Source organism: Robertmurraya mesotrionivorans (assembly GCF_050971805.1).
GTDB lineage: Bacteria > Bacillota > Bacilli > Bacillales > Cytobacillaceae > Robertmurraya_A.
The window spans coordinates 32,035-52,688 of record NZ_JBPCCH010000027.1 but is presented as its reverse complement, the minus strand read 5'-3'; the positions used below and the strand labels follow the sequence as shown (position 1 = coordinate 52,688).

15 protein-coding genes and 1 other annotated feature are annotated in these 20,654 nt (G+C 38.2%); of the genes, 4 read left to right on the top strand and 11 right to left on the bottom strand.

Annotated features, from left to right (window positions below; all coding sequences use genetic code 11):
- Positions 1–109: 109 nt before the first annotated feature.
- The 3 genes from ACRX5O_RS22980 to proB (ACRX5O_RS22970) form a co-directional block, all read right to left on the bottom strand.
- Complete coding sequence (locus ACRX5O_RS22980; RefSeq protein WP_433908075.1) at positions 110–1,321, bottom strand: ATP-binding protein; 1,212 nt, start codon at positions 1,319–1,321, stop codon at positions 110–112.
- Positions 1,322–1,467: 146 nt separating this feature from the next.
- Complete coding sequence (locus ACRX5O_RS22975; protein ID WP_433908074.1) at positions 1,468–2,715, bottom strand: glutamate-5-semialdehyde dehydrogenase; 1,248 nt, start codon at positions 2,713–2,715, stop codon at positions 1,468–1,470.
- The gene (gene proB, locus ACRX5O_RS22970) at positions 2,712–3,842 is read right to left on the bottom strand and encodes a glutamate 5-kinase (protein WP_433908073.1); all 1,131 of its coding nucleotides are present in this window, start codon (positions 3,840–3,842) and stop codon (positions 2,712–2,714) included. The genes ACRX5O_RS22975 and proB (ACRX5O_RS22970) overlap by 4 nt, the downstream gene beginning before the upstream one ends.
- Before the next feature lie 49 nt (positions 3,843–3,891).
- Positions 3,892–4,102 (bottom strand) — a binding site (T-box leader).
- A gap of 333 nt (positions 4,103–4,435) precedes the next feature.
- Here proB (ACRX5O_RS22970) and ACRX5O_RS22965 point away from each other — a divergent pair.
- The 4 genes from ACRX5O_RS22965 (at position 4,436) to ACRX5O_RS22950 (ending at position 11,526) form a co-directional block, all read left to right on the top strand.
- Positions 4,436–7,942 carry a bifunctional 2',3'-cyclic-nucleotide 2'-phosphodiesterase/3'-nucleotidase gene (locus tag ACRX5O_RS22965; RefSeq protein WP_433908072.1) on the top strand — a complete coding sequence of 1,169 codons (3,507 nt, stop codon included), beginning with the start codon at positions 4,436–4,438 and terminating at the stop codon, positions 7,940–7,942.
- A gap of 289 nt (positions 7,943–8,231) precedes the next feature.
- Positions 8,232–9,086: a pyrroline-5-carboxylate reductase gene (proC, locus tag ACRX5O_RS22960; protein ID WP_433908071.1), complete on the top strand. Its 855-nt coding sequence runs from the start codon at positions 8,232–8,234 to the stop codon at positions 9,084–9,086.
- 33 nt (positions 9,087–9,119) lie between these two features.
- Positions 9,120–10,250 carry a glutamate 5-kinase gene (gene proB / locus ACRX5O_RS22955; RefSeq protein ID WP_433908070.1) on the top strand — a complete coding sequence of 377 codons (1,131 nt, stop codon included), beginning with the start codon at positions 9,120–9,122 and terminating at the stop codon, positions 10,248–10,250.
- A gap of 13 nt (positions 10,251–10,263) precedes the next feature.
- The gene (locus ACRX5O_RS22950) at positions 10,264–11,526 is read left to right on the top strand and encodes a glutamate-5-semialdehyde dehydrogenase (RefSeq protein WP_433908069.1); all 1,263 of its coding nucleotides are present in this window, start codon (positions 10,264–10,266) and stop codon (positions 11,524–11,526) included.
- Between the two features lie 68 nt (positions 11,527–11,594).
- Here the strand turns inward: ACRX5O_RS22950 and ACRX5O_RS22945 are convergent, their stop codons facing one another.
- The 8 genes from ACRX5O_RS22945 to ACRX5O_RS22910 form a co-directional block, all read right to left on the bottom strand.
- Positions 11,595–11,873, bottom strand: a complete 279-nt coding sequence (locus tag ACRX5O_RS22945; protein WP_433908068.1) for a hypothetical protein — start codon at positions 11,871–11,873, stop codon at positions 11,595–11,597.
- A 263-nt stretch (positions 11,874–12,136) separates the two neighbouring features.
- On the bottom strand, positions 12,137–12,721 hold the full coding sequence (locus ACRX5O_RS22940) for a hypothetical protein (protein WP_433908067.1): 585 nt from the start codon (positions 12,719–12,721) through the stop codon (positions 12,137–12,139).
- 8 nt (positions 12,722–12,729) lie between these two features.
- Positions 12,730–13,905, bottom strand: a complete 1,176-nt coding sequence (locus ACRX5O_RS22935; protein WP_119710389.1) for a ParM/StbA family protein — start codon at positions 13,903–13,905, stop codon at positions 12,730–12,732.
- Positions 13,906–14,285: 380 nt separating this feature from the next.
- Positions 14,286–14,813, bottom strand: a complete 528-nt coding sequence (locus ACRX5O_RS22930) for a DUF3231 family protein (RefSeq protein ID WP_433908066.1) — start codon at positions 14,811–14,813, stop codon at positions 14,286–14,288.
- A gap of 65 nt (positions 14,814–14,878) precedes the next feature.
- On the bottom strand, positions 14,879–16,579 hold the full coding sequence (locus ACRX5O_RS22925) for a GMC family oxidoreductase N-terminal domain-containing protein (RefSeq protein ID WP_433908065.1): 1,701 nt from the start codon (positions 16,577–16,579) through the stop codon (positions 14,879–14,881).
- Positions 16,572–17,186 (bottom strand): hypothetical protein, encoded by a 615-nt coding sequence (locus ACRX5O_RS22920; RefSeq protein WP_433908064.1) that lies wholly within the window; start codon positions 17,184–17,186, stop codon positions 16,572–16,574. The genes ACRX5O_RS22925 and ACRX5O_RS22920 overlap by 8 nt, the downstream gene beginning before the upstream one ends.
- Positions 17,187–17,814: 628 nt before the next feature.
- A complete protein-coding gene (gene iadA, locus ACRX5O_RS22915; protein WP_433908063.1) occupies positions 17,815–18,987 on the bottom strand; it encodes a beta-aspartyl-peptidase in 1,173 nt (390 codons plus the stop codon).
- Positions 18,988–19,020: 33 nt separating this feature from the next.
- Positions 19,021–20,451, bottom strand: a complete 1,431-nt coding sequence (locus tag ACRX5O_RS22910) for a YfcC family protein (RefSeq protein WP_433908062.1) — start codon at positions 20,449–20,451, stop codon at positions 19,021–19,023.
- Between the last annotated feature and the right edge of the window lie 203 nt (positions 20,452–20,654).

Here is a 20,654-nt window from a genome sequence, read left to right as displayed (position 1 = left end):
AGTCCGGTACAATACCGGACTCAGACCTTAAGAGCTGCCTGATGAAATAAAATGTCTAACTTTATGGGGTCACTTCAATCCGGACGTTTACTTACATTTCTAAAGAAGACTATATGAGGGATGGAAAACGAATGGTAACGGTTGTTCCTTCTCCTTTTGTACTTTTGAAACTTATTTTTCCTTTGTAATTCTCTGCAATATTAAAACAAATCATCATTCCCAGTCCGGTCCCTTTACTTTTTAAAGAATAAAACGGAGTTCCTAGAGACTCAATTTCTTTCTCTGTCATCCCTTGACCATAATCAATAACGTTAATTTCAACAACATCTTTAACTTTTGAAGCATTCACTACGACAGAATCTCCAATATTCGATGCTTCGATTGCATTTTTAATGATATTAATGAATAACTGTTTCATTTCAATTGTATTAGCAGCCACATAGGAGTCTTCTACAATTTGTAACTCGATTTGATTATCGTGTAATAGACCGTAGGAATGGAGCAAATCGGTCACACTTTGAAGAACTTGCCTGATATTTACCGGTTCTAATTCCTTTTCCTTTGTTGGTTTTGCAATCGATAAAAATTGCGATATGACCTGTTCCGCTGTGTTCAGCTCATCCACCATTAAATGAAAATGTTTTTTCAACTCAATATCTACTTCATTGGATTGCTCGTAAAACTGTAAAAATCCTTTAACTACTGTCAAAGGATTTCTGATTTCATGAGCAACTGCAGCTGCAAGTTGTCCAGTCGTCTTCAAACGCTCTGCCTGTTTTATTTGTTGAAAATATAGTTGTTGTTTCTTTAACCGACCATAGGATATATAAAAAATAAAGTAAATGATAGCTTGACTACCAAAGAAATTGATTATATTTCCCACAAGATCCTCTTGGATATAGGAATAACGAACACCTTGATCAACAAGTATGATATATATGAAAGTCATTATGATAGCAAAACTATTAAGTGCCAGTGAAAAGTAAAAGAGTTTTGGATCAAAAAATAAAATCGATATAGCTGGAACAAAGCACAAAAAGATAAAGTTTGACCATGTATCAGGATACATAAAGAATAGTGAATAAAAATACACAAATGATGAAATCATGATGAGCAATCGGGAATAATGAGATGTATATCTCGGATACAACAATAGACAAATAGCAAAGAATACGAGGAATAACCCATGGAGAAAAAATGCTATTCCACCTTGACTAAAATGTGGATTGTCAACTAACAGACCCATTAACATAATGGCAATAACAACAGTTATCGTAAAATAATACAGTGTTTTATTAATTTCCGTATAAAGTTCCTTCATACTTACTCCTTTAAACCAGGGTTGCATTTCGGTTAATACGATTTACCTCTTCCTATATACTACCATAAATACCCTTTTGTTTTGGAAAAAATTTAAATCAAAAATAGAGTAGCTCGAGAATCTGCTACTCTATTTTTGACTACTTTTTATTCTCTTATTTGCCCCGTTCCACGAACAATGTACTTGGTGGAGGTAAGCGCTGGTAAGCCCATTGGACCGCGAGCATGAAGCTTTTGCGTACTAATCCCTATCTCTGCCCCAAATCCAAACTCAAAGCCATCGGTAAACCTTGTAGAAGCATTGTGATATAGGGCTGCTGCATCTACTCTATTAAAGAATGCCTCAACATTCTCAGCAGATTCCGAAATAATCGCTTCTGAATGCTTTGAACTATAGCTCGCAATATGACTGATTGCATCGTCTACATTTGAAACCACTCGAAGTGCTACTGTTAGGTTTAAGAACTCCGTTTCCCAATCTTCTTCAGTAGCAGGAAGTAAATCTTTATCGATTTGTCTTGCCTTTTCATCTGCTCGTATTTCAACCTTTTTCTCATGTAACGCTTTAATTAAATCTTCTAAATGCTGATCTGCCCATTTTTGATGAACAAGTATCGTTTCTGCAGCATTACACACGGATGGACGTTGGGTTTTCGCATTTACGGCAATATCAATTGCCATTTTATTACTTGCACTTTCATCAATATAAATATGACAATTCCCCACCCCTGTTTCAAGAACAGGAACAGAAGCATTATTTACAACTGTTTGAATGAGGTTTGCTCCTCCTCTAGGGATAAGAACATCTAAGTACTCGGTTAACTTAAACATTTGTGAGGCCGTTTCCCTACTTGTATCTTCAAGTAACTGCACCGCTTCTCGAGGACATTCACTCTTTTCAAGTGCACGGTGAATGACCGCTACGATCGCTTTGTTTGAATGAATAGCAGATGAACTTCCACGCAACAACACCGCATTACCCGTTTTCAGGCAAAGACTTGCTGCATCAACCGTTACATTTGGTCTTGCTTCATAGATCATTCCGACCACTCCAAGAGGAACTCGGACTTTCTCAATATGAAGACCATTCGGGCGATCCCAGCCCTCCAAAATCTCACCAACAGGATCTGTTAAGGTAGCTACTTGTCTTACACCTTCTGCCATGTCTTGAATACGTTCTTCTGTTAATTTGAGACGATCGAGTAAGTTATCCCCCATCCCGCTCTGTTTCCCTGCCTCAATATCCTTCTTATTCTCTTGTAATATAAAAGGAATATCCTCTAGTAATTGATTAGCTATAAGGAGCAATGCATCGTTTTTCTGCTTGGTTGTACAAAGTGCTAAGTTCGTTGCTAGAGTACTTGCTAGACGTGCCTTTTCTAATAATTCTGTCATCTTTGTTTCCTCTCCTTTGTAAAAGTAACCCAGTTATCTCTGTGAATGACTTCAATTCGATTATGCATATTTACTATATTGGCTTCTTTACTAGAAAGTCCTTTAATTTTGGATAGCTCATCAACTGTATAATTGATTTGCCCTTTTCCAATTAACTCACCTTTTTCATTCCATACCTCAACCACATCACCACGTGTAAAGGAACCATCAACATGTTTTACCCCTGCTGGCAAAAGGCTTTTTCCTTGGTGAATAACGGCATATTCAGCACCTGAATCAATGTCAATTCGTCCGGCAATATGCGAGTGAATCCCTATCCACTGTTTCTTACTTTTTAAGGAAGTCCCTAAGTTATAGCCAATATAAGTGCCATCACCCTTACCAGTAACGATATCTATTAGCTTATCCGTTCCTTCTCCTTTGCCGATAAACACCTTCACACCGACAGATAAAGCCGTTTTTGCTGCCTCAAGCTTAGAACGCATCCCACCTGTACCGACCTTTGAACCAGAACCTCCCGCAACCTCTAATACATCCTCTGTAACCTCAGGGAGGAAATTATACTTTTTAGCGTTCGGGTCCTTGCGGGGATTTCCGTCATACAAACCATTTATATCTGTAAGAATAATGAGCATATCGGCATGAATAAATCCACTAACCAAAGCAGAAAGCATGTCATTATCGCCAAATGTTAGTTCATCTACCGCAACCGAATCATTTTCATTAATTATCGGTATGACCCCACGCTTTAAAAGCTCGGATAGTGTGGAATAGGCATTATTGTATTGTTCTTGTTGGGAAAAATCATTTCTTGTTAGAAGAAGCTGTGCTGACACGATTCCTTCTTTTTGAAACTCTTCAAAGTAGCTTTGCATGAGCAAGCCCTGGCCCACAGCGGCAGCCGCTTGTTTACCAGCAATGGTCACAGGTCTTGTCTGATAACCTAAAACTGAAAATCCTGCAGCCACTGCTCCTGAAGAAATAAGAATCACTTCGTTTCCTTCCTTCTTCAGCTTAGACAGGGCAGCCACATGTTCTGTGATCTTATTCTTTGATAGTCCACCTTGCGAATTCGTTAACGAACTACTCCCGATTTTTACAACGATGCGTTGTTTGGCCACTTCCATCCCTCATTCTCTAATATTGTCCGTCTAAATAAAAAAACTCCTCCATCCTTAAAAGGACGGAAGAGTTAATCCGCGGTACCACCTTTTTAGCAACCTTAAAAAGGCTGCCTCTCAAACCCCCGTAACGAGGGGAAACGGTTAGTTTTTGCTAACTGCTCAAGGACAGGTTCTATCTGTCAGCGGTGGCAGGGACTCTCAGCCTAGGCCCCCACTCTCTTCACACATGTACAAGATGTACTAATTCCTCTCATCGCTTCTTCGTTCATTTCTTTGCAGAATATTATAATTTTTATCCATATATTCGTCAAGGATATTTAGCCTATTCGCCCTTGTTAATTTTTTCTTTTTAAAGAACAACTTCACTCTGTTAATCTCTTCCAAAATTGATCTTTCATGCAATTATACCTATACCAATTGATATATTAGAGGGAGAAAAGACCACGTGAAAATTGTCGTTTTTTCTGCATATTAGGACTATCTATTCAACTTATCAAACTTATTAATTTTTTAACACCAACTTAACATTAGCCATGCTATATTTTAGTTTAGAGACCCTAAATATCTCAATAAGACGATAAGGATGGATGGATCGAATGAAACTGCAAAGCAAAAAGAAAGGTAATAAAATTTTATCTAGCACACTTGCTCTAAGCATGATTGCAGCACCATTAATACCAACCAATGTACTTGCAGCAAAGCCTTCCGTTGACAAAGTTCAATCAGAAGTTGAACTTCGTATCATGGAGACAACTGATATTCATACGAATCTATTAGACTTTGATTATTACAAGAATGCAACCGCTCCAAAGTTAGGTTTGGCAAAAACTGCTACACTTGTAAAAGAAGCACGAGCACAGGCAGATAACTCTGTACTAGTAGACAATGGTGACCTTATCCAAGGGACTCCTCTTGGAACATACAAAGCCAAGATTGATCCTTTAGAGGACGGAGAAGTTCATCCAGCTATTAAAGCAATGAACTTAATGGGTTATGACATGGCAACCCTTGGAAACCATGAGTTCAACTATGGTTTAGAATATCTTGACGAAGTATATGATGATGCGGACTTCTCGTTCGTTAATGCGAACGTTTATGTGGATGATCATGATAACGATCCAACCAACGATGTAAATAAATATACACCTTATAAAATTATTGAGAAAAAAGTAACGGATGAAAACGGCAAAACGGCAGTTATTAAAATTGGTTATATCGGATTTGTCCCACCTCAAATCAACGAATGGGATAAAGCCAATCTTGATGGAAAAGTTATTACCAAGAATGTCGTAGAATCTGCCGAACGTTTTGTTCCAATGATGAAGGAAGAAGGAGCTGACGTAATTGTTGCAATGGCTCACTCTGGATTTAGCGGGAATGAAGGGAATACAGAAGATACCGTCTATGCTTTAAGTAAAGTAGATGGAATTGATGCGATTACTTTCTCACACACTCATAAGGTATTTCCTGCAAAAGATGTTAGTTCACTAGATGCATTATTCAAAGGTGCGGATGGACAACCTCTACCAGGTGTAGACAATGCAAAAGGAACCATTAATGGCGTTGCAGCTGTACAAGCTGGTTACGGTGGTGGAGCTTTAGGTATTATCGACCTTACCCTACAAAAGGTAAAAGGAAAATGGTCTGTTGCAGATTCTCAATCTTCTACACGTGCAATCGATACAGTAAAGCCAGATGAAAAAATTGTAGAAGCAGTAAAAGCTGATCACGATGCAACGATTGAATATGTAAACACTCCTATCGGAACAACAACCGATGATATTTATAGCTATTTTGCCCTTGTGCAAGATGATCCTTCTATTCAAGTGGTGACAAACGCACAAAAATGGTATGTAGAGAAATATATTGGTTTGAACAAACCAGAATTAAAAGACCTTCCTATCCTATCTGTTGGTGCACCATTTAAAGCAGGACGAAATGGTGTTGAAGAGTATACAGAAATTAAGCAAGGTGACTTAACGATTCGTAGCGCTGGTGACCTATACCTTTACGATAACACATTAAAAGCTGTGAAAGTAAAAGGTGCAGTTGTTAAGGAATGGATTGAGATGACTGCAGGGAAATTTAATCAAATTGATCCAGCTAAAACAGAAGAACAGCAGCTTCTAAATCCATCCTTCCCAGTTTATAATTTCGATGTGATTGATGGAGTAGAGTATCAAATTGATGTAACACAACCAGCTAAGTACGATACAAAAGGTAATCTAGTAAACCCAGAATCTAGCCGCGTCGTGAATCTAGAATACAACGGTGAACCCATTGACCCTGAGCAAGAATTTATTGTTGTAACAAATAACTACCGTGCTGGTGGTGGCGGTAACTTCCCTGGAGTCAAGGGCAGTGAACTAGTGGTTGATTCTGCGGATGAAAACCGTCAAATCTTAATGGATTATATTTCTGAAGAAAAAGTCATTACACCAACAGCTGATAACAACTGGTCAATCGCACCTATTTCTGGTGATGTGAATGTGACGTTTACAACTTCACCAAAGGCAGAGCAATACATTGGGGAAAATAGCCCTTTCACTTATACTGGTAAAAAAGATTCAGCTGGATTTGGTATTTTCAATATCAACCTAAACCGCGGAGTGAAGGTTCAGCTTTTAGGTGTAAATGACTTACACGGTCAGTTAGACACTGTTACAAAAGTTGGTACTTCTTTAGCTGGTCAAATTGAGTACACAGCTGGTGCTTTAAAGCAAGAAGAAGCTACGAACCCTAACACATTAATCTTACATGCTGGTGATATGATTGGAGGAAGTCCGCTTATCTCTGCTCTTTTCCAAGATGAACCAACGATTGAAGTTCTTGAAGAAATCAGCTTTGATGCTGGAACTTTAGGAAACCATGAGTTTGATGAAGGAATCGATGAGCTTAAGCGAATAATCAACGGTGGAGACCATCCGAATGGGACTGTTGGTTATAATGGAATGAACTTCCCTCTTGTTGCAGCAAATGCATATGATACAAGAGATGGAGAGTTAATCACTGAACCATACACAGTGCTTGAAACTGGTGGGCAAAAGATTGGAGTTATTGGTGTGGTAACGCAAGAAACTCCTTCAATGATTGTCACAAAAGGCAATGAATCTCTTAAAATCACAGATGAAGTAGAAGCCATTAACAAGTACACAGCTGAATTAAAAGCTCAAGGTGTAGAAGCAATTGCTGTTCTTGCTCATAATCCTGCTACACAAACTGGATACACTGATTACTATGATGCTAGTAAAATTGCAGAACAAGTAAATGATGAAGTTGACGTGATTTTTGCTGCTCACAATCATGTAAAAGTGAATCGTGTAGTTGATAATAAGCTGATTGTACAAGCCTATTCCTACGGTTCTGCATTCTCTGATGTAGACTTAGAAATCGATCCTTTTACAGGAGATATTTTTAAGAAATCAGCAGAAATTAAAACCGTTTACCAAGACAAGTACACTCCAGATCCAGCAGTGGCTACGATTATGAAAAAATATGCTGAAAAAGTAGAACCTATTAAAGCACAAGTAGTTGGACAGTCCCTTACTACCCTTGAAAAAGGATATCCAATAGTTGCTAAAGAATTTGGTGATTTAGGTTTAGGAAACCTCATTGCCGATGGTATGAAAAAAGCAATGGATTCTGATTTTGCACTTATGAACGGCGGTGGAGTACGCTCTCAACTTGATGCTGGAGAAGTAACTTACGGTGATTTATTTGCTATTCAACCATTTGGTAATGTTCTAAATAAAGCTACTCTAAGTGGCGCAGACTTACGTGTGATCCTAGATGAGCAAATTACAGCTAGAGGCCTTGATTACCATATTTCTGGATTCAAATATACGTACACATATGACGATACTGCTAAGACTGGAAAAGTAGTAGATATCACATTACCTGATGGAACTCCAATTGACCCAGTAAAAGAATACACGGTGGTCGTAAACAACTATATGTACGGAAACACAGGTTCAAGCATTAATGAGCTATCTTCAAGCATGGAAGTTGGCCCAGTTGATTTAGATGCAACTGTTGATTTTGTTAAATCCCTTACTTCCTCAATTGACTACAAGTCTGAAGGAAGAATTAAAAGAGTAAACTAAGGCCAATATTTGCCCTCAGGAGATGATTCTCCTGGGGTTTTTTATGTTTTTATCAATTGATTGCTTGTCCCATTCCTCCAAAAAAACTCCAAATACACGGCTGAGACGCTGTTATCCATGCTGAGACGCTATCTAACGGATATAACTCCGCATGGTAACGCTTACACTAACTAATTGGAAGAAATACTCCTAACCTTTCTTGAACCCCTTGAATATGAAAATCACCATGTTAGTATTAAATTCTGAGATATATTACGAACAAAAATACGAACAATATTGGAGAGATGAGATGCTACACAATAAGACAGTTGCATTTATAGGTGCAGGCTCAATGGCAGAAGCAATGATTGCTGGATTAGTTCTATCAGAAAGAATTCCAGCAGAAAATATTATTGCTACAAACCGCTCGAATGAACAAAGATTAGCTGCACTTGAAGCGAAGTATGGAATTAAAGGATTGAAACTTGACCATCTACCGTTTGACCAAATAGATATTTTTATCTTGGCTATGAAGCCAAAGGATGTCGATCAAGCATTAAACCATTTAAAACACCGAATTAAATCTAATCAACTCATTTTATCCGTTTTAGCTGGAATTACAACAACATATCTAGAACAAAACCTTCATGATGGCCAGCAAGTAGTTCGAGTGATGCCGAATACATCAAGTACAATCGGTGAATCCGCTACTGCCATATCCCCAGGTCATAATACAGCAGAAAATCACGTATACGTAACAAAAGAGTTACTTGAGTGCATAGGTGAGGTCTTTCAAATCGATGAGAAGAATATGGATATATTCACAGGACTTGCCGGAAGTGGCCCAGCCTATTTCTATTATTTAATGGAGCATATGGAACAACAAGGAGCAAAAGCAGGCTTTGATTTAGAAACAACTCGACAAATTATCGCTCAGACGATTGTTGGAGCCGCAAAAATGGTCCAGGAACAAGATGATACCCCTACCGTTCTTAGAGAAAAAGTGACCTCCCCTAACGGCACGACAGCTGCTGGCCTCCACGCACTAGATGTAAATGGCGGTGGAAAGGCGATAGCAAAAGCCGTAGAATTCGCTGCCAAACGTTCAAAAGAAATAAGTGACCAAATAAAAGAAAGTCTATTAGTTAGACCGTCAACAAAATAAAAAAATATATAAATTTGCCTCAGGAGTGATAAAATGACGACCCTCGAAAACAGAAAGAAACGGGTTGTAATAAAAGTAGGAAGCAGTTCTTTAACCAGTCGACATGGGGAAATTAGTCGGCGGAAACTTGAAAAATTAGCAGATGAAATTGCTCTTTTAAAGGATGCTGGTCATGAAATTGTATTTGTATCCTCCGGAGCTGTCGCGGCTGGATATCGTAAACTAGGTTGCATTAACCGCCCCACTTCTCTCCCAGAGAAACAAGCGGCAGCCTCTATTGGCCAAGGACTACTAATTGAAGCCTATTCAGAGATTTTCTTATCCCATGGGTATATTGCCTCACAGATATTAATTACACGTAGTGATTTTTCCGATGAGACCCGCTATCATAACGTTCGCAATACACTAAATGTCTTATTAGAACGAGGAATTATTCCTATTGTTAATGAAAACGACACCGTTACAGTCGACCGTCTAAAGTTTGGTGATAATGATACATTATCTGCTAAAGTGGCTGGTTTAATTGAAGCTGACCAACTGATCATTTTATCTGATATAGATGGACTTTACGATTCAGATCCCCGCAAAAATGAACATGCCAAACTTCTAGAAAAAGTATACGAAATTACACCTGAAATTGAACAAGGTGCTGGTGGTTCGGGAAGTTCTGTCGGAACAGGAGGAATGAAGTCTAAGATTGATGCAGCGAAGATTGCTATGGCTTCAGGTATTAGTACGTTTCTTGGCAAAGCAACCATTTCAAATATATTAAATGATGCCGTTCAAGGTACCGCCAAAGGGACTTACTTCGAACTTTCTACCGAGACGGTCAACTTAGATCAAAAGAAACAATGGATTGCCTTTCACTCCGGTCCAAAGGGGGAAATTTTCATAAACGAACACGGAAAGCTCTCCATTGTTGAGTGTAAACAGAGCATTCTATCCTCCCATATTGAGAAGGTGAACGGACGGTTTGAAAAAGGTTCTGTTATTCGAATCCTAGACCACCAGGGCGAAAGAGTTGGATTAGGTGTAGTGAATTATTCAACTGAAGAACTTGAGCTGATTATGAAATCTATAGGTAAAGAATTGAGGAATGATGAGGTTGTTCAATTCGAACACTTTGTGTGTGAACTAGAGCTATCACTGCCTGTTGTCATATAAAAGGAGGAATTGCATGTCAGTAACTAAGGAATTTACAAATGTTGAAGCCCAAGCCATTGCTGCAAAAAAAGCAGCAAAAGTCCTTAGCCAATTATCAACTTCTGAAAAAAATACGGTTTTGCATGTTCTAGCCGACGCGTTAGTAACAAAGACAGACGTGATTTTAGAGGCAAATAAGCTAGACTTAGATGCGGGTCGAGCAAAAGGCTATGACGCTGCTTACATGGATCGTCTGGCCCTTTCTAAAGAAAGAGTATTGGAGTTTGCTGAAGGTTTACGACAAGTAGCTACTCTAGAGGATCCAACGGGGAAGATTCTATCAAGTTGGACATTAGACAATGGTTTATTGGTTGAAAAAGTATCCGTTCCATTAGGTGTCATAGGAATGATCTATGAGGCACGTCCAAATGTGACCGTTGATGCCACCGGTCTTGCCCTCAAATCGGGAAATGCTATTGTCTTAAAAGGCGGATCATCTGCTTTATCATCAAACCAAGCAATCGTTCAAGTCATGCATGAAGCACTAAATCACACCTTGGTTCCAAAAGAGGCTGTTCAATTCATCGCAAGTACAAATCGCGAAGCTACTCAGCAGCTTTTTACTATGAAGCAACATATCGATGTGCTCATTCCTAGAGGTGGAGCTTCTCTTATAAACGCGGTGGTGAATCAAGCAACCGTTCCTGTACTCGAAACTGGTGTTGGAAACTGCCACTTATACATTGATGTTGAAGCAGATGTTGATAAAGCATTAAACATACTCATTAATGCGAAAACGGACCGTCCTGCTGTATGTAATGCGTTAGAGACAGCCATTATTCATAAAGATTGGCTTATCAAAAACAAGAGTCATCTAGTTGAGATTTTCAATAAACATGGCATTATCGTTCATGGCGATAAAATGGCTCAAACCTATATACCAAATACGGTCCCAGCGACGGAGGAAGATTGGGCAAACGAATATTTAAGCTTAGACATAGCTGTCAAAACAGTTAACAATGTCGAAGAAGCAATTGACCATATTGAAGTTTACGGAACTAAGCATTCCGAAGCAATTGTAACCGAGAATAAAGAAACAGCGAAAAAGTTTATGAGTTTAGTAGATGCTTCAGCTATATACCATAATGCATCCACACGGTTTACAGATGGCGGAGCACTTGGATTTGGAGCAGAGATTGGAATTTCTACTCAAAAGCTACATGCTCGCGGACCAATGGGCTTACCTGCCTTAACAACAGTGAAATTTATGATGTCTGGTAACGGACAAATACGATGATATAACGAAAAGGACGATCATGATGAGGGATGTGCTCATGATCGTCCTTTTCGTTTTATAACATCTCATTAGCTATTCCATAACATAAATACAGCAAAGGCGATCACCCATACCATCGGAACCAAATTAAGAATAACTGAAAGCTTCTTTCTTTTTCGATGGAATACCCAAGAAAGAATCGAGCTAACAATGACCGCAACCGGATATAAGGTAATAATGATGACAAATAAAGAATTATAGAAACCAATGCCAGCATCAAAGCTCATAAAAGACATACCCCAAATGACAAACCAAGGCAGTAAAGATAGGACATACAGAATTTGAGTAATAATTAAAAATGGCTTCACTTGTTTCTCCTCCATACATACAATGAACCTTACTAATTATCGAAATCTTAATACACAAAGTAAGTATATTACAAGATAAATATAATCATTCGAGTATCTACCCGCTGGACTCTTGTTTCCCGCCCTATGGGCACTGAGGCATAGTCAATTGCCCTTTTTTACACAAAAATGTTAAACAAAATGTTGTTAATACTTCCTGGGAAATTTTTTTAGGAAAATAAATAATCCCTTCATCTAGAAATAGACAAAGGGATCAGGTATGACTATTTATTCATTTTTGAAAGAAAATCACCTAAAAGACTATCAAGGTCATTCTCATGATCTTGGTCTTCGTCCGTTGTTTCTGGTTCTTCCTGACTGATACTTTCCCAACTAAAGGCATCCAGATCATCTTCTGATGCCTCTAGCTCTTTTGAAACTGCTATTTCAGGGATGGGCTCAACGAACTGCTCATCAAGTTTAGAATCCTCCTCCTGTAAATATAAGGCATCTGATATATCTAGAGCATTACTATTTAAGGACGCGAGCAATGCAGTTGCTCGAACAGGATCCGTTAACAGCTGGTACATGATACTTCCAAGCAAAGCCTCTGAATGCTCATGCTTTAACCAGTTTCGTTGGGATTTGCTTAATTTATGTGGAATGGGAATCGTGATTGTTTCCTGCTCCCTGGACGAAGACTGGCTAACTCCCTGCATGACAAATTCAGCTATTTTACTAGAAAAATTTCTTCTTTCGGTTTCCTTCAACTTTTGTAAATACTTTAATAAATGATCTGGCGTATCAGATGGAATTCGAAAGGAGATTGCTTGGCCCCTCTTCACTTCATTGGAAGCTGATTTATTCATATCATCACCTATGAGTTCTTAACTGGTTCTTGGGCTTTCTTTGGCTTTTCAACTTTCCTTACATAATCCGTAATAAGCTTGTAATAGGCATTGGCCATCATCCAAATACTCTCTTTTTCATCTTCAAAAAACTCAATATTGTAACCATCTAAATTATTATTTAGTGTTTTAATATAGTCCTTTAATACATGTGCGCCGCCACCAACAAAATAACAGATTTCCGTTTGAGAGTTCTTTTGCCAAATATTCCTCAACAAACGGTATTGTTTTTTGGCTAACTCCAGTAAAATACGATCCGTTATGTCATGAACACTCGTACGACTACCTTTCACCATAATATGATTACGATCATTTTTTCTGGTGATAATTTCTACCACATCACGACGGCTATCTAACTCCACCCCATGTTTTGTTCTTATTTCCTCTCTTATGGCTTCTAGAGATTCAGAAACGCCTAGGTTGAATCCTTGTGCCTTATCATCGTCGACATTACGATTTTTAATGACGGCAATATCCGTGGAAAGTCCTCCGATGTCCTGAATAAGAATTCTTTTATCTATTAAATCCTTATTAATAATCTTTAGCTGGGTATCCATCACAAGATTAATATAAGCCGCAAAACCTTCTGGATATATTTTCACTTCGTTAAATTTAATATTTACTTTTAACCCTTGATACTTAGGTGTAACAAGAAATTCCACTTGGTGGACTGAACCGACTAATTTCGATCGGTACCCCGCATCCTTTCCTTCCTTTACTTCTCGTAGTGGAAGACCAGTACCAAGCGTGTAATTGGCATCAATCACCTGTTTTGATCTCGGAAAAATGCCTGTATTCTCTTCTTTCACTGCATCCAATGCCAATGTAGCAAAGAGCATTACCAATGTTTGATCCTCTTCTGATTTGCTACTTCCTGGATCCAATTCTGTTGCATTGCTGCTTTTCGTTGCAAGATTACCTACTCGATAAATGGCATTATTGTCTTTTAAGGCAGGAGAATGAACCTTAATATGAATGCCATCAAAGGGATTTTTGCTATCCAGTTCCTCTATTCCAATGACCGGCCGATCTTCTGTATCCCTGGCAACAATATTAGGAATATTAATTTCATATTCCATCTCCCCAAAGATCGCTTTAATCGAGTCATTTCCAACATCTACTGCTGCAATTCTAGAGTTTGACATAATAGATCATCCCTTCTCTTTTAATAGATTTATAGCTCCTAGTTGCTGATAATTTCTATGTATCTTTCTATTAAAGGGTATAGGAGATTACTAGATTATTCAATGAACCTTACTGAAAAGAAATATAATTGTAAACCTGTAAACACCTTGTAAACAAAGGGCTTTTTGTAAACATAATTGTAAACAACCACTACAAAGGCGTATACATATGATTAAAACGGAATGTATACACGTTTGTATACATGTAAACACAAAAGTATACAAGTTGTTTACATTAAGTAAACATGTATACGACTTTTGTAAACAAAGGGCTTGTGTCAGGTTAACACCCGTAACACAAAAAGGTCCTACTTTAAGTAAGACCTAATTACTTTTTGTATTTATGGTTTGTAATAGGGAGGAATGCGTAGCCACTCATTTTGCTCTAAGTACTGTTTTACTTGTAACCCTGCGAGTGTTTTTTTCATTATAATCTTTGAAAAAAGTAACCCAACGTCTGCCCGTATGGACTCTGTAAGTCCCCTAGCAGCGTATGCGACACCACTTGCTAAGTTATATGACATTAGATTAGCTAGCTCTTCATCATTTAATTTGGCACCCTCAGGTATATCACGAAAATCCCCTACAGGTTTTTCCGGTGTATTTTTTGGGAGTGGGACTCCTTCTTTTATTAAGAATTCTCTTAACTCGTCTCTGATGGGAATATGTACGTTCTCCTTTGAATCCAAGATGATCCTTTTTAATTCCTCATCCTGAGCTAAATTGTACCCAAGTTCCTCGTTGCGCAGTGATGTTTCCGTACCTAATAAAAAAAACCATAAATTCGAGACTTCCATTACATTTAATGGCTTTTTTTCACCATCTAAAAATGGTTCGAATGTGTCATGAATCATCTCAAAAAGATTCATATGATAACCCCTCCAGGCATGTTAATTCCTATAGTAGTATCATGACCATTCATTTAGTAATCATACTAATTGAAATATTTTTCAATTAGTTTTTCAGCTGTACGTGTCGCTAATGCCTGCGTGGTAAGTGTGGGGTTTACTCCACCCAAACTGTTATAATGAACACTATTATCAGCGATAAATAACTGTTTGACCTGGTAAGCTTCACAATTAGAATCCACTACAAACCCTATTCTCATTGTACTTTCTAAATGAATCATGATTCCTGCTGGCCAGTTAGATGAAATCATTTGTTTCGCCCCAGCCTTATGCAAAATATGAATAGCCATTTTCATTAATTCTTTTCTATTTTTTATAGATTTCTTTGTAGGAATATAGCTCAGGTTAGGTACTGGACCATGTTCATCACTTATTGTAGGATTGAGGTTCACTCCGTTTCTATGATCAACCTCATCGTCTGTAATGATTAATATATTTAACGTTTTTCTGTAATTTAACATTAAATCTTTTAATTTGCTTCCAACAATTTGATTATGAAACTCCCAGTTGGACTGTTCCTTTTGATAGATATTCCACCCAAATTGACTAATTCCATAGGAAAGAGAAGCTGTTAGTCCTGGGCTCATACCGGCCGTTTGCATCGAGCCTAAGCCAGGAAAATCGAGTCTTGCACCACATGTATGTCCAATAAAAGGATTGATGTCCGGTTCGCCTAAGATAGACATAAGGTCTTTTTCATTAAAGATTCCAGTTACCCAATCCATATAATGGTTCGTTAAACCCTTACCTACCCATGGATTTTGTGGGAGATTAGAATTTAACCACAGTCGCGGGCTCTCTATGCTACCTCCAGCAAGAACAACTACCTTCGCTCTTAGTTCTTCCTCTTCTCCTGTCCATGTATCCCTAATAAGGACTCCAGTCGCATGTAACTCTCGAGAACAACTGGTATCCGTTAAGATTTTTATTGTAAATGAATTAGGTCTAATCGTGACATTACCAGTACTCATAGCCAAAGGTATGTAACTAACGGTTGTTGATCTCTTTGCAACCTTATCTACGGAAGGACCATGTGGGCAGCCATTTATACAATGTCCACAAAGGGTACATCCTTCCATCCACGATAATTGCTCAAGTGAAACATTTACATTATTAATATTTTTATTTACAGGTAAGATTGCGTTGGGCTGTGGACGATAGCCCGGACTTGTAACATTTAAGGTAGAATTAAGCTGCCACCCCGCTCTTTTTGCTCCGAAATAAAATAATTCTTCCTTTGCTGTTGTTGGTGCAAAGTGGACTGGCAATGTGGCTTCTACCTTTTCATAATAAGGAATGAGTTCTCGATAGGAGACGGGCCATACTTGGTCAATGGCTGATGGAAAAGCACGAGGAGAATTAGCTGTATAATGCTGTGTGGACCCTCCCACACCCGCACTTTGCCAAATAATTTGCTTATGTGGTGCTAAGCGAACCCATGGTGCCCGATCTCTATTTGCTGGTCCCCATCGAAATCTACCTGTAACCAAATTATTCATATTGTCTTCATACTTGTTCATTTGTTGCCTATAAAGAGTAATATCCAAATCATTTTTATCGGAACTTTCTTTATCTCCAGCTTGAAGATTTGGTTTGGGCCACTTTTGATTTCCGTACCATGGGCCCGCTTCTAAAATTAATACCTTTAAACCCTTTTCCCCAAGCTCCTTCGCTATCACTGCTCCACCACCTCCTGCACCAATGACTATAACATCTGGATTAGACATGATGATTTCCCCCTTTGTTCGATCCATTCAATAGAAATCCACGAAGATTTCGATATCCAAATGCTGGTCCTGGGTATTTTGTTTGAATCCATCCAATTGGAAAATACTCGATACGTTTAAAATCAGGTCGGTTGAATCGAGTTGATCCATATCCAGTCCATTCCGAATAATAGCCCAAAAACGTAATCTGGGTTATCGTATTCTTCATACTTTGAGTCAAACCTGGATTATTGGTAAAAGGTTCTGGTAAGCTCTCCAATGGTACTTCTAATCTCTCAAGCAAGTTGATTGCCCTTAACCGCTCACTACGTGACAGAGTAGAAAAGATCCCTTCCCTAGGAAACGCTGATATAGGGTAAAAATACATTCCTTTTTCTATGTACATTAGTTGAATACCAGCCATGTCTAATAAATTAGCTGTCTGTTTTGACAAAGGGTTAGTTACTCCTTGATTTATGGTAGATGGCAAAGTCTGATCCAAAACCGCTATAACATACCCATAAATCACTTCATCCATTGGAGAATCCTGAAGAATGGCGTCCACTGCAGCTTGGATGGTTATCCTCGTATGAGCATCATGTATTTCACTGGTTAAAGGTTTTATCATTTCCTTCCCCCTTACAAACAAAAATCCCCATCCTCCAATTTATTTGGGAATTTGAAAGAATAGAATACATAAATTTGAGGAAGAAAAAAACCCGCACCATCTTAGTAACGGGTTCGGCTTTCGAGTACAAAAACTATTGGGGATTGATGTGCTGAAAGTGGTAGGTAGGTGTTTGGATATTCAAGTTAGAAAGACAAGTTATCTGAAAAGAAAAGACACTGTTGTTATTCATTGTTAACTTTTTCGAGGAGGTATGGAAATTCATAGTCGGAGAAATTCCGGTTAATGTCTATAGTAGGGGCTCAAGAAGCAGATATAAGCGGAAATATTCCGATTAACTTCTCTATATTTACCTAAATCTAAAGATTAGGTTCATATAGGCGGAAAAACTCCGCTTATTTTGCGGGAAATGTTGGTATTTCCCAAAATAAACGGAATTTCTCCGTTTATTTTTCAAACTTAGTGAAAACAATGTGTAAAATGCTTGGAGACACACGTTCCAAGCATTTTTGCTTATCAAATTGCATGTAATTTGGTGTGAATTACCGTTTGAATAGCAAGGTTAGTTCTAATTTTGTACTTCAAAACGAACTACTTACCTTCTTAGGCACAGGTTTTACTTTAGAATTTACTCAAAGGTCCCTTTCACTAAAGGAGAACCTTGGGCCACCATTATTTGACCCTTTGCAAGGACCGTATGAATGGTTAATGTTTCTTTATCTAAAATTACAAGGTCAGCATCCTTACCTTTTTGAATATTGCCTTTTTGAGGTAGTTTGAGAACTTGTGCTGGATTTGATGTAATCACTTGGATTGCTTGCTCTAGAGAGACTTTCTCATTTAATACTGCATCCCTTACCTCCCGGAATAACGAAGCCGTTTTCCCCACTTTTAGCCCTTTAAATTCGCCCCTTTCATCAAAATAAGGAAGACTAGCCTGCCCATCTGACGAAAAAGTAATACTGCTAATAGGGACATCTTTTTCGAGCATTAATCTTAATCCTGTCGAACACTTCACTTCTCCTTCTTCTAAAAATTGAGGAATGGTGCTAGTGGTCAAGTCGACATACCCACCCTTCTTTGCATACGTAATACCCGCATCAAATAACTCCTTATTGCGATTAATATGAGTAGGATGGAAATGTCTAGCAGGGATTTCTGTTTTCTCGATTATCTGTTCTAACAATGATAGTTTCTCCACTCCATCCCCTACATGGATTTCTATAAGTCCAGCTTTTCCAGATAAGATCCCACCATTTCTAGCTGCTGTGGCAATTTTAACTATTTCTTCAAATGTAGGCTGAGAGGAGCGATGATCAGAAATAGCAATTTCTCCAACACCAATAATTTTGTCAATTAAAATCAGATCATCTTCAATTCTTGAGGTTAATGTCTTGACTGGTACTTGATAAGAACCTGTATGGATATAACAGGTAACGCCTTCTTCTTCTAGTGCTCGGGCCTTTGCTAGGAGGCTTTCCATTCTCCTTGTTGTACCATCAGTTCCAAGCACACCAACTAGAGTTGTTACACCAGACATCGTTATATCTGTTAACATAATTTCTGGGGTTCTTGTTTTGAATCCACCTTCTCCTCCACCACCAATAATATGAACATGAGAATCAATGAATCCAGGCACGATAAGTTGACCAGATGCGTCAATCACTTCGATAGGGACAAAAGAAGTAGGAGTGTTTATTTGCTCCTCTATAAAAGCAATTTTATCGTCTGCAATGAGGATATCTCTTACACCAAGATAGTTTGGTGCATAGACCTCTCCGTTTTTTATTAACTTTAACAAAGTTCTTCACTCCTAACTGTCAGTCCATACGAGCTAAAATGGCCCATAACCAATAAAATAGGCAATTACAACAGCCACTAAACCAATAAAGTATTGAATAAATACTAATGGCAACACCCATTTAGCCCATTTTGTCCACGGAATACCTGCGATAGCTAGACCAGCCATTAATGTACCTGCTGTTGGAAAAATAATATTTCCAATTCCATCTGCAAAAGAAAAAGATAACACGGCGGTTTGTCTAGTGATGTCTAATAAATCAGCAAGCGGTGTCATAATAGGCATAGTTAACATTGCATGGCCACTTCCAGATGCCAAAACGAAATGAATGATAGCTTGAAAATTATACATCCCAATTACACTTAAATAAGCCGGCACATCTTTAATGGCTTCAGATATTCCATACAACATTGGGTCAACAATAGAACCCTCATTTAAAACAACAAGCGTAGCACGAGATAAGCCAATAACAAGCGCTCCTCCAATTAATGCCGCTGAACCGCTTGTAAAGGAGCTTACTAGCTTATCAACTGATAATCTCCCTATTAATCCAATAATAACCGTTAATGCTACGAATAATGCAGCAATCTCTGTGATATACCATTGATATTTAATAACCCCAAATGCCAAAACCACATAGTTTAAAAGAAAGGCTGTTACAATTAATTTATGCTTCGCTGTAAACTTAACAGAAGTAGACACTAAATCTGATGCACTTTCCTTTGAATAATTTCCATAGAATCCAATTTCAGGATTTTTCTTTACCTTCATTGCGTACCGATACACAAATACTACAGAAACAAGATAGACAATCACAAACAGAATCAGTCGATATCCCATTCCGGAAAACATAGGTAACTCAGCAATTCCTTGAGCAATTCCTACTGTAAATGGATTCATCACAGCTGTTGTAAACCCTGCTGAAGCCCCTAATATCACCATAGCTGTACCAGTAATGGTGTCAAAACCCAATGCTAAAGCTAAAGGGATGAGTAGCGGAATATAAGCGAGTGTTTCTTCTGCCATACCCATTAATGACCCACCTGTAGCAAAGAATAACATCATCACCGGGATAAGTAGCTTTTCTCGTTTAGTCAGTTTATTGGCCATTGTTTGGATTAATACATCAACGGTTCCTGTTGCACTTAATACGCCAAAAAAACCTCCGATAATAAGAACAAAGAAAATAATATTAGCTGCTTCTACCATTCCAGTATGAATAGATTGGATCATATCAAACGGGCCAACAGGAGTTGCATCCTTCCACTGAAAGGTATCAGGGTCTACAACAGTACGTCCATCTACTTCCACGCGAGTATATTCCCCTGCTGGAACAATATAAGTTAGAATCGTAGAGATCAATAAAATTCCTAACAACAAAGCAAAAACATTAATCTTTTTTTGTTTCTTATTGCTTTGCTTCTCCGGTGAAATTATTACAGAATTCTTTAACTGTTGACTCATCCATTTTTCCCCCTTTTTTATTCAAACAATCACCATTCAATTCTAAAAAAAACATTCCACAGTTTGAATATTCAGAATTGAGCTAGTCACATACTTTGATGCAAGTACCGTGCCAGAAATTAAAACCCTTTCTTATTGCCATTTCTTTATTTCTTTATTTTATTAATTGGTTGTTTTTGACCTTAATTGGGTTTACTATTAAA

What these genes read in the sequence shown, in the direction of transcription:
- ACRX5O_RS22910 (WP_433908062.1), bottom strand. Translation starts at nt 20,451, where the DNA reads ATGAGTCAACAGTTAAAGAATTCTGTAATAATTTCACCGGAGAAGCAA.
- ACRX5O_RS22930 (WP_433908066.1), bottom strand. Translation starts at nt 14,813, where the DNA reads ATGAATCTTTTTGAGATGATTCATGACACATTCGAACCATTTTTAGAT.
- ACRX5O_RS22950 (WP_433908069.1), top strand. Translation starts at nt 10,264, where the DNA reads ATGTCAGTAACTAAGGAATTTACAAATGTTGAAGCCCAAGCCATTGCT.
- ACRX5O_RS22935 (WP_119710389.1), bottom strand. Translation starts at nt 13,905, where the DNA reads ATGTCAAACTCTAGAATTGCAGCAGTAGATGTTGGAAATGACTCGATT.
- ACRX5O_RS22975 (WP_433908074.1), bottom strand. Translation starts at nt 2,715, where the DNA reads ATGACAGAATTATTAGAAAAGGCACGTCTAGCAAGTACTCTAGCAACG.
- proC (WP_433908071.1), top strand. Translation starts at nt 8,232, where the DNA reads ATGCTACACAATAAGACAGTTGCATTTATAGGTGCAGGCTCAATGGCA.
- ACRX5O_RS22920 (WP_433908064.1), bottom strand. Translation starts at nt 17,186, where the DNA reads ATGATAAAACCTTTAACCAGTGAAATACATGATGCTCATACGAGGATA.
- ACRX5O_RS22980 (WP_433908075.1), bottom strand. Translation starts at nt 1,321, where the DNA reads ATGAAGGAACTTTATACGGAAATTAATAAAACACTGTATTATTTTACG.
- proB (WP_433908070.1), top strand. Translation starts at nt 9,120, where the DNA reads ATGACGACCCTCGAAAACAGAAAGAAACGGGTTGTAATAAAAGTAGGA.
- ACRX5O_RS22940 (WP_433908067.1), bottom strand. Translation starts at nt 12,721, where the DNA reads ATGAATAAATCAGCTTCCAATGAAGTGAAGAGGGGCCAAGCAATCTCC.
- ACRX5O_RS22965 (WP_433908072.1), top strand. Translation starts at nt 4,436, where the DNA reads ATGAAACTGCAAAGCAAAAAGAAAGGTAATAAAATTTTATCTAGCACA.
- proB (WP_433908073.1), bottom strand. Translation starts at nt 3,842, where the DNA reads ATGGAAGTGGCCAAACAACGCATCGTTGTAAAAATCGGGAGTAGTTCG.
- ACRX5O_RS22925 (WP_433908065.1), bottom strand. Translation starts at nt 16,579, where the DNA reads ATGTCTAATCCAGATGTTATAGTCATTGGTGCAGGAGGTGGTGGAGCA.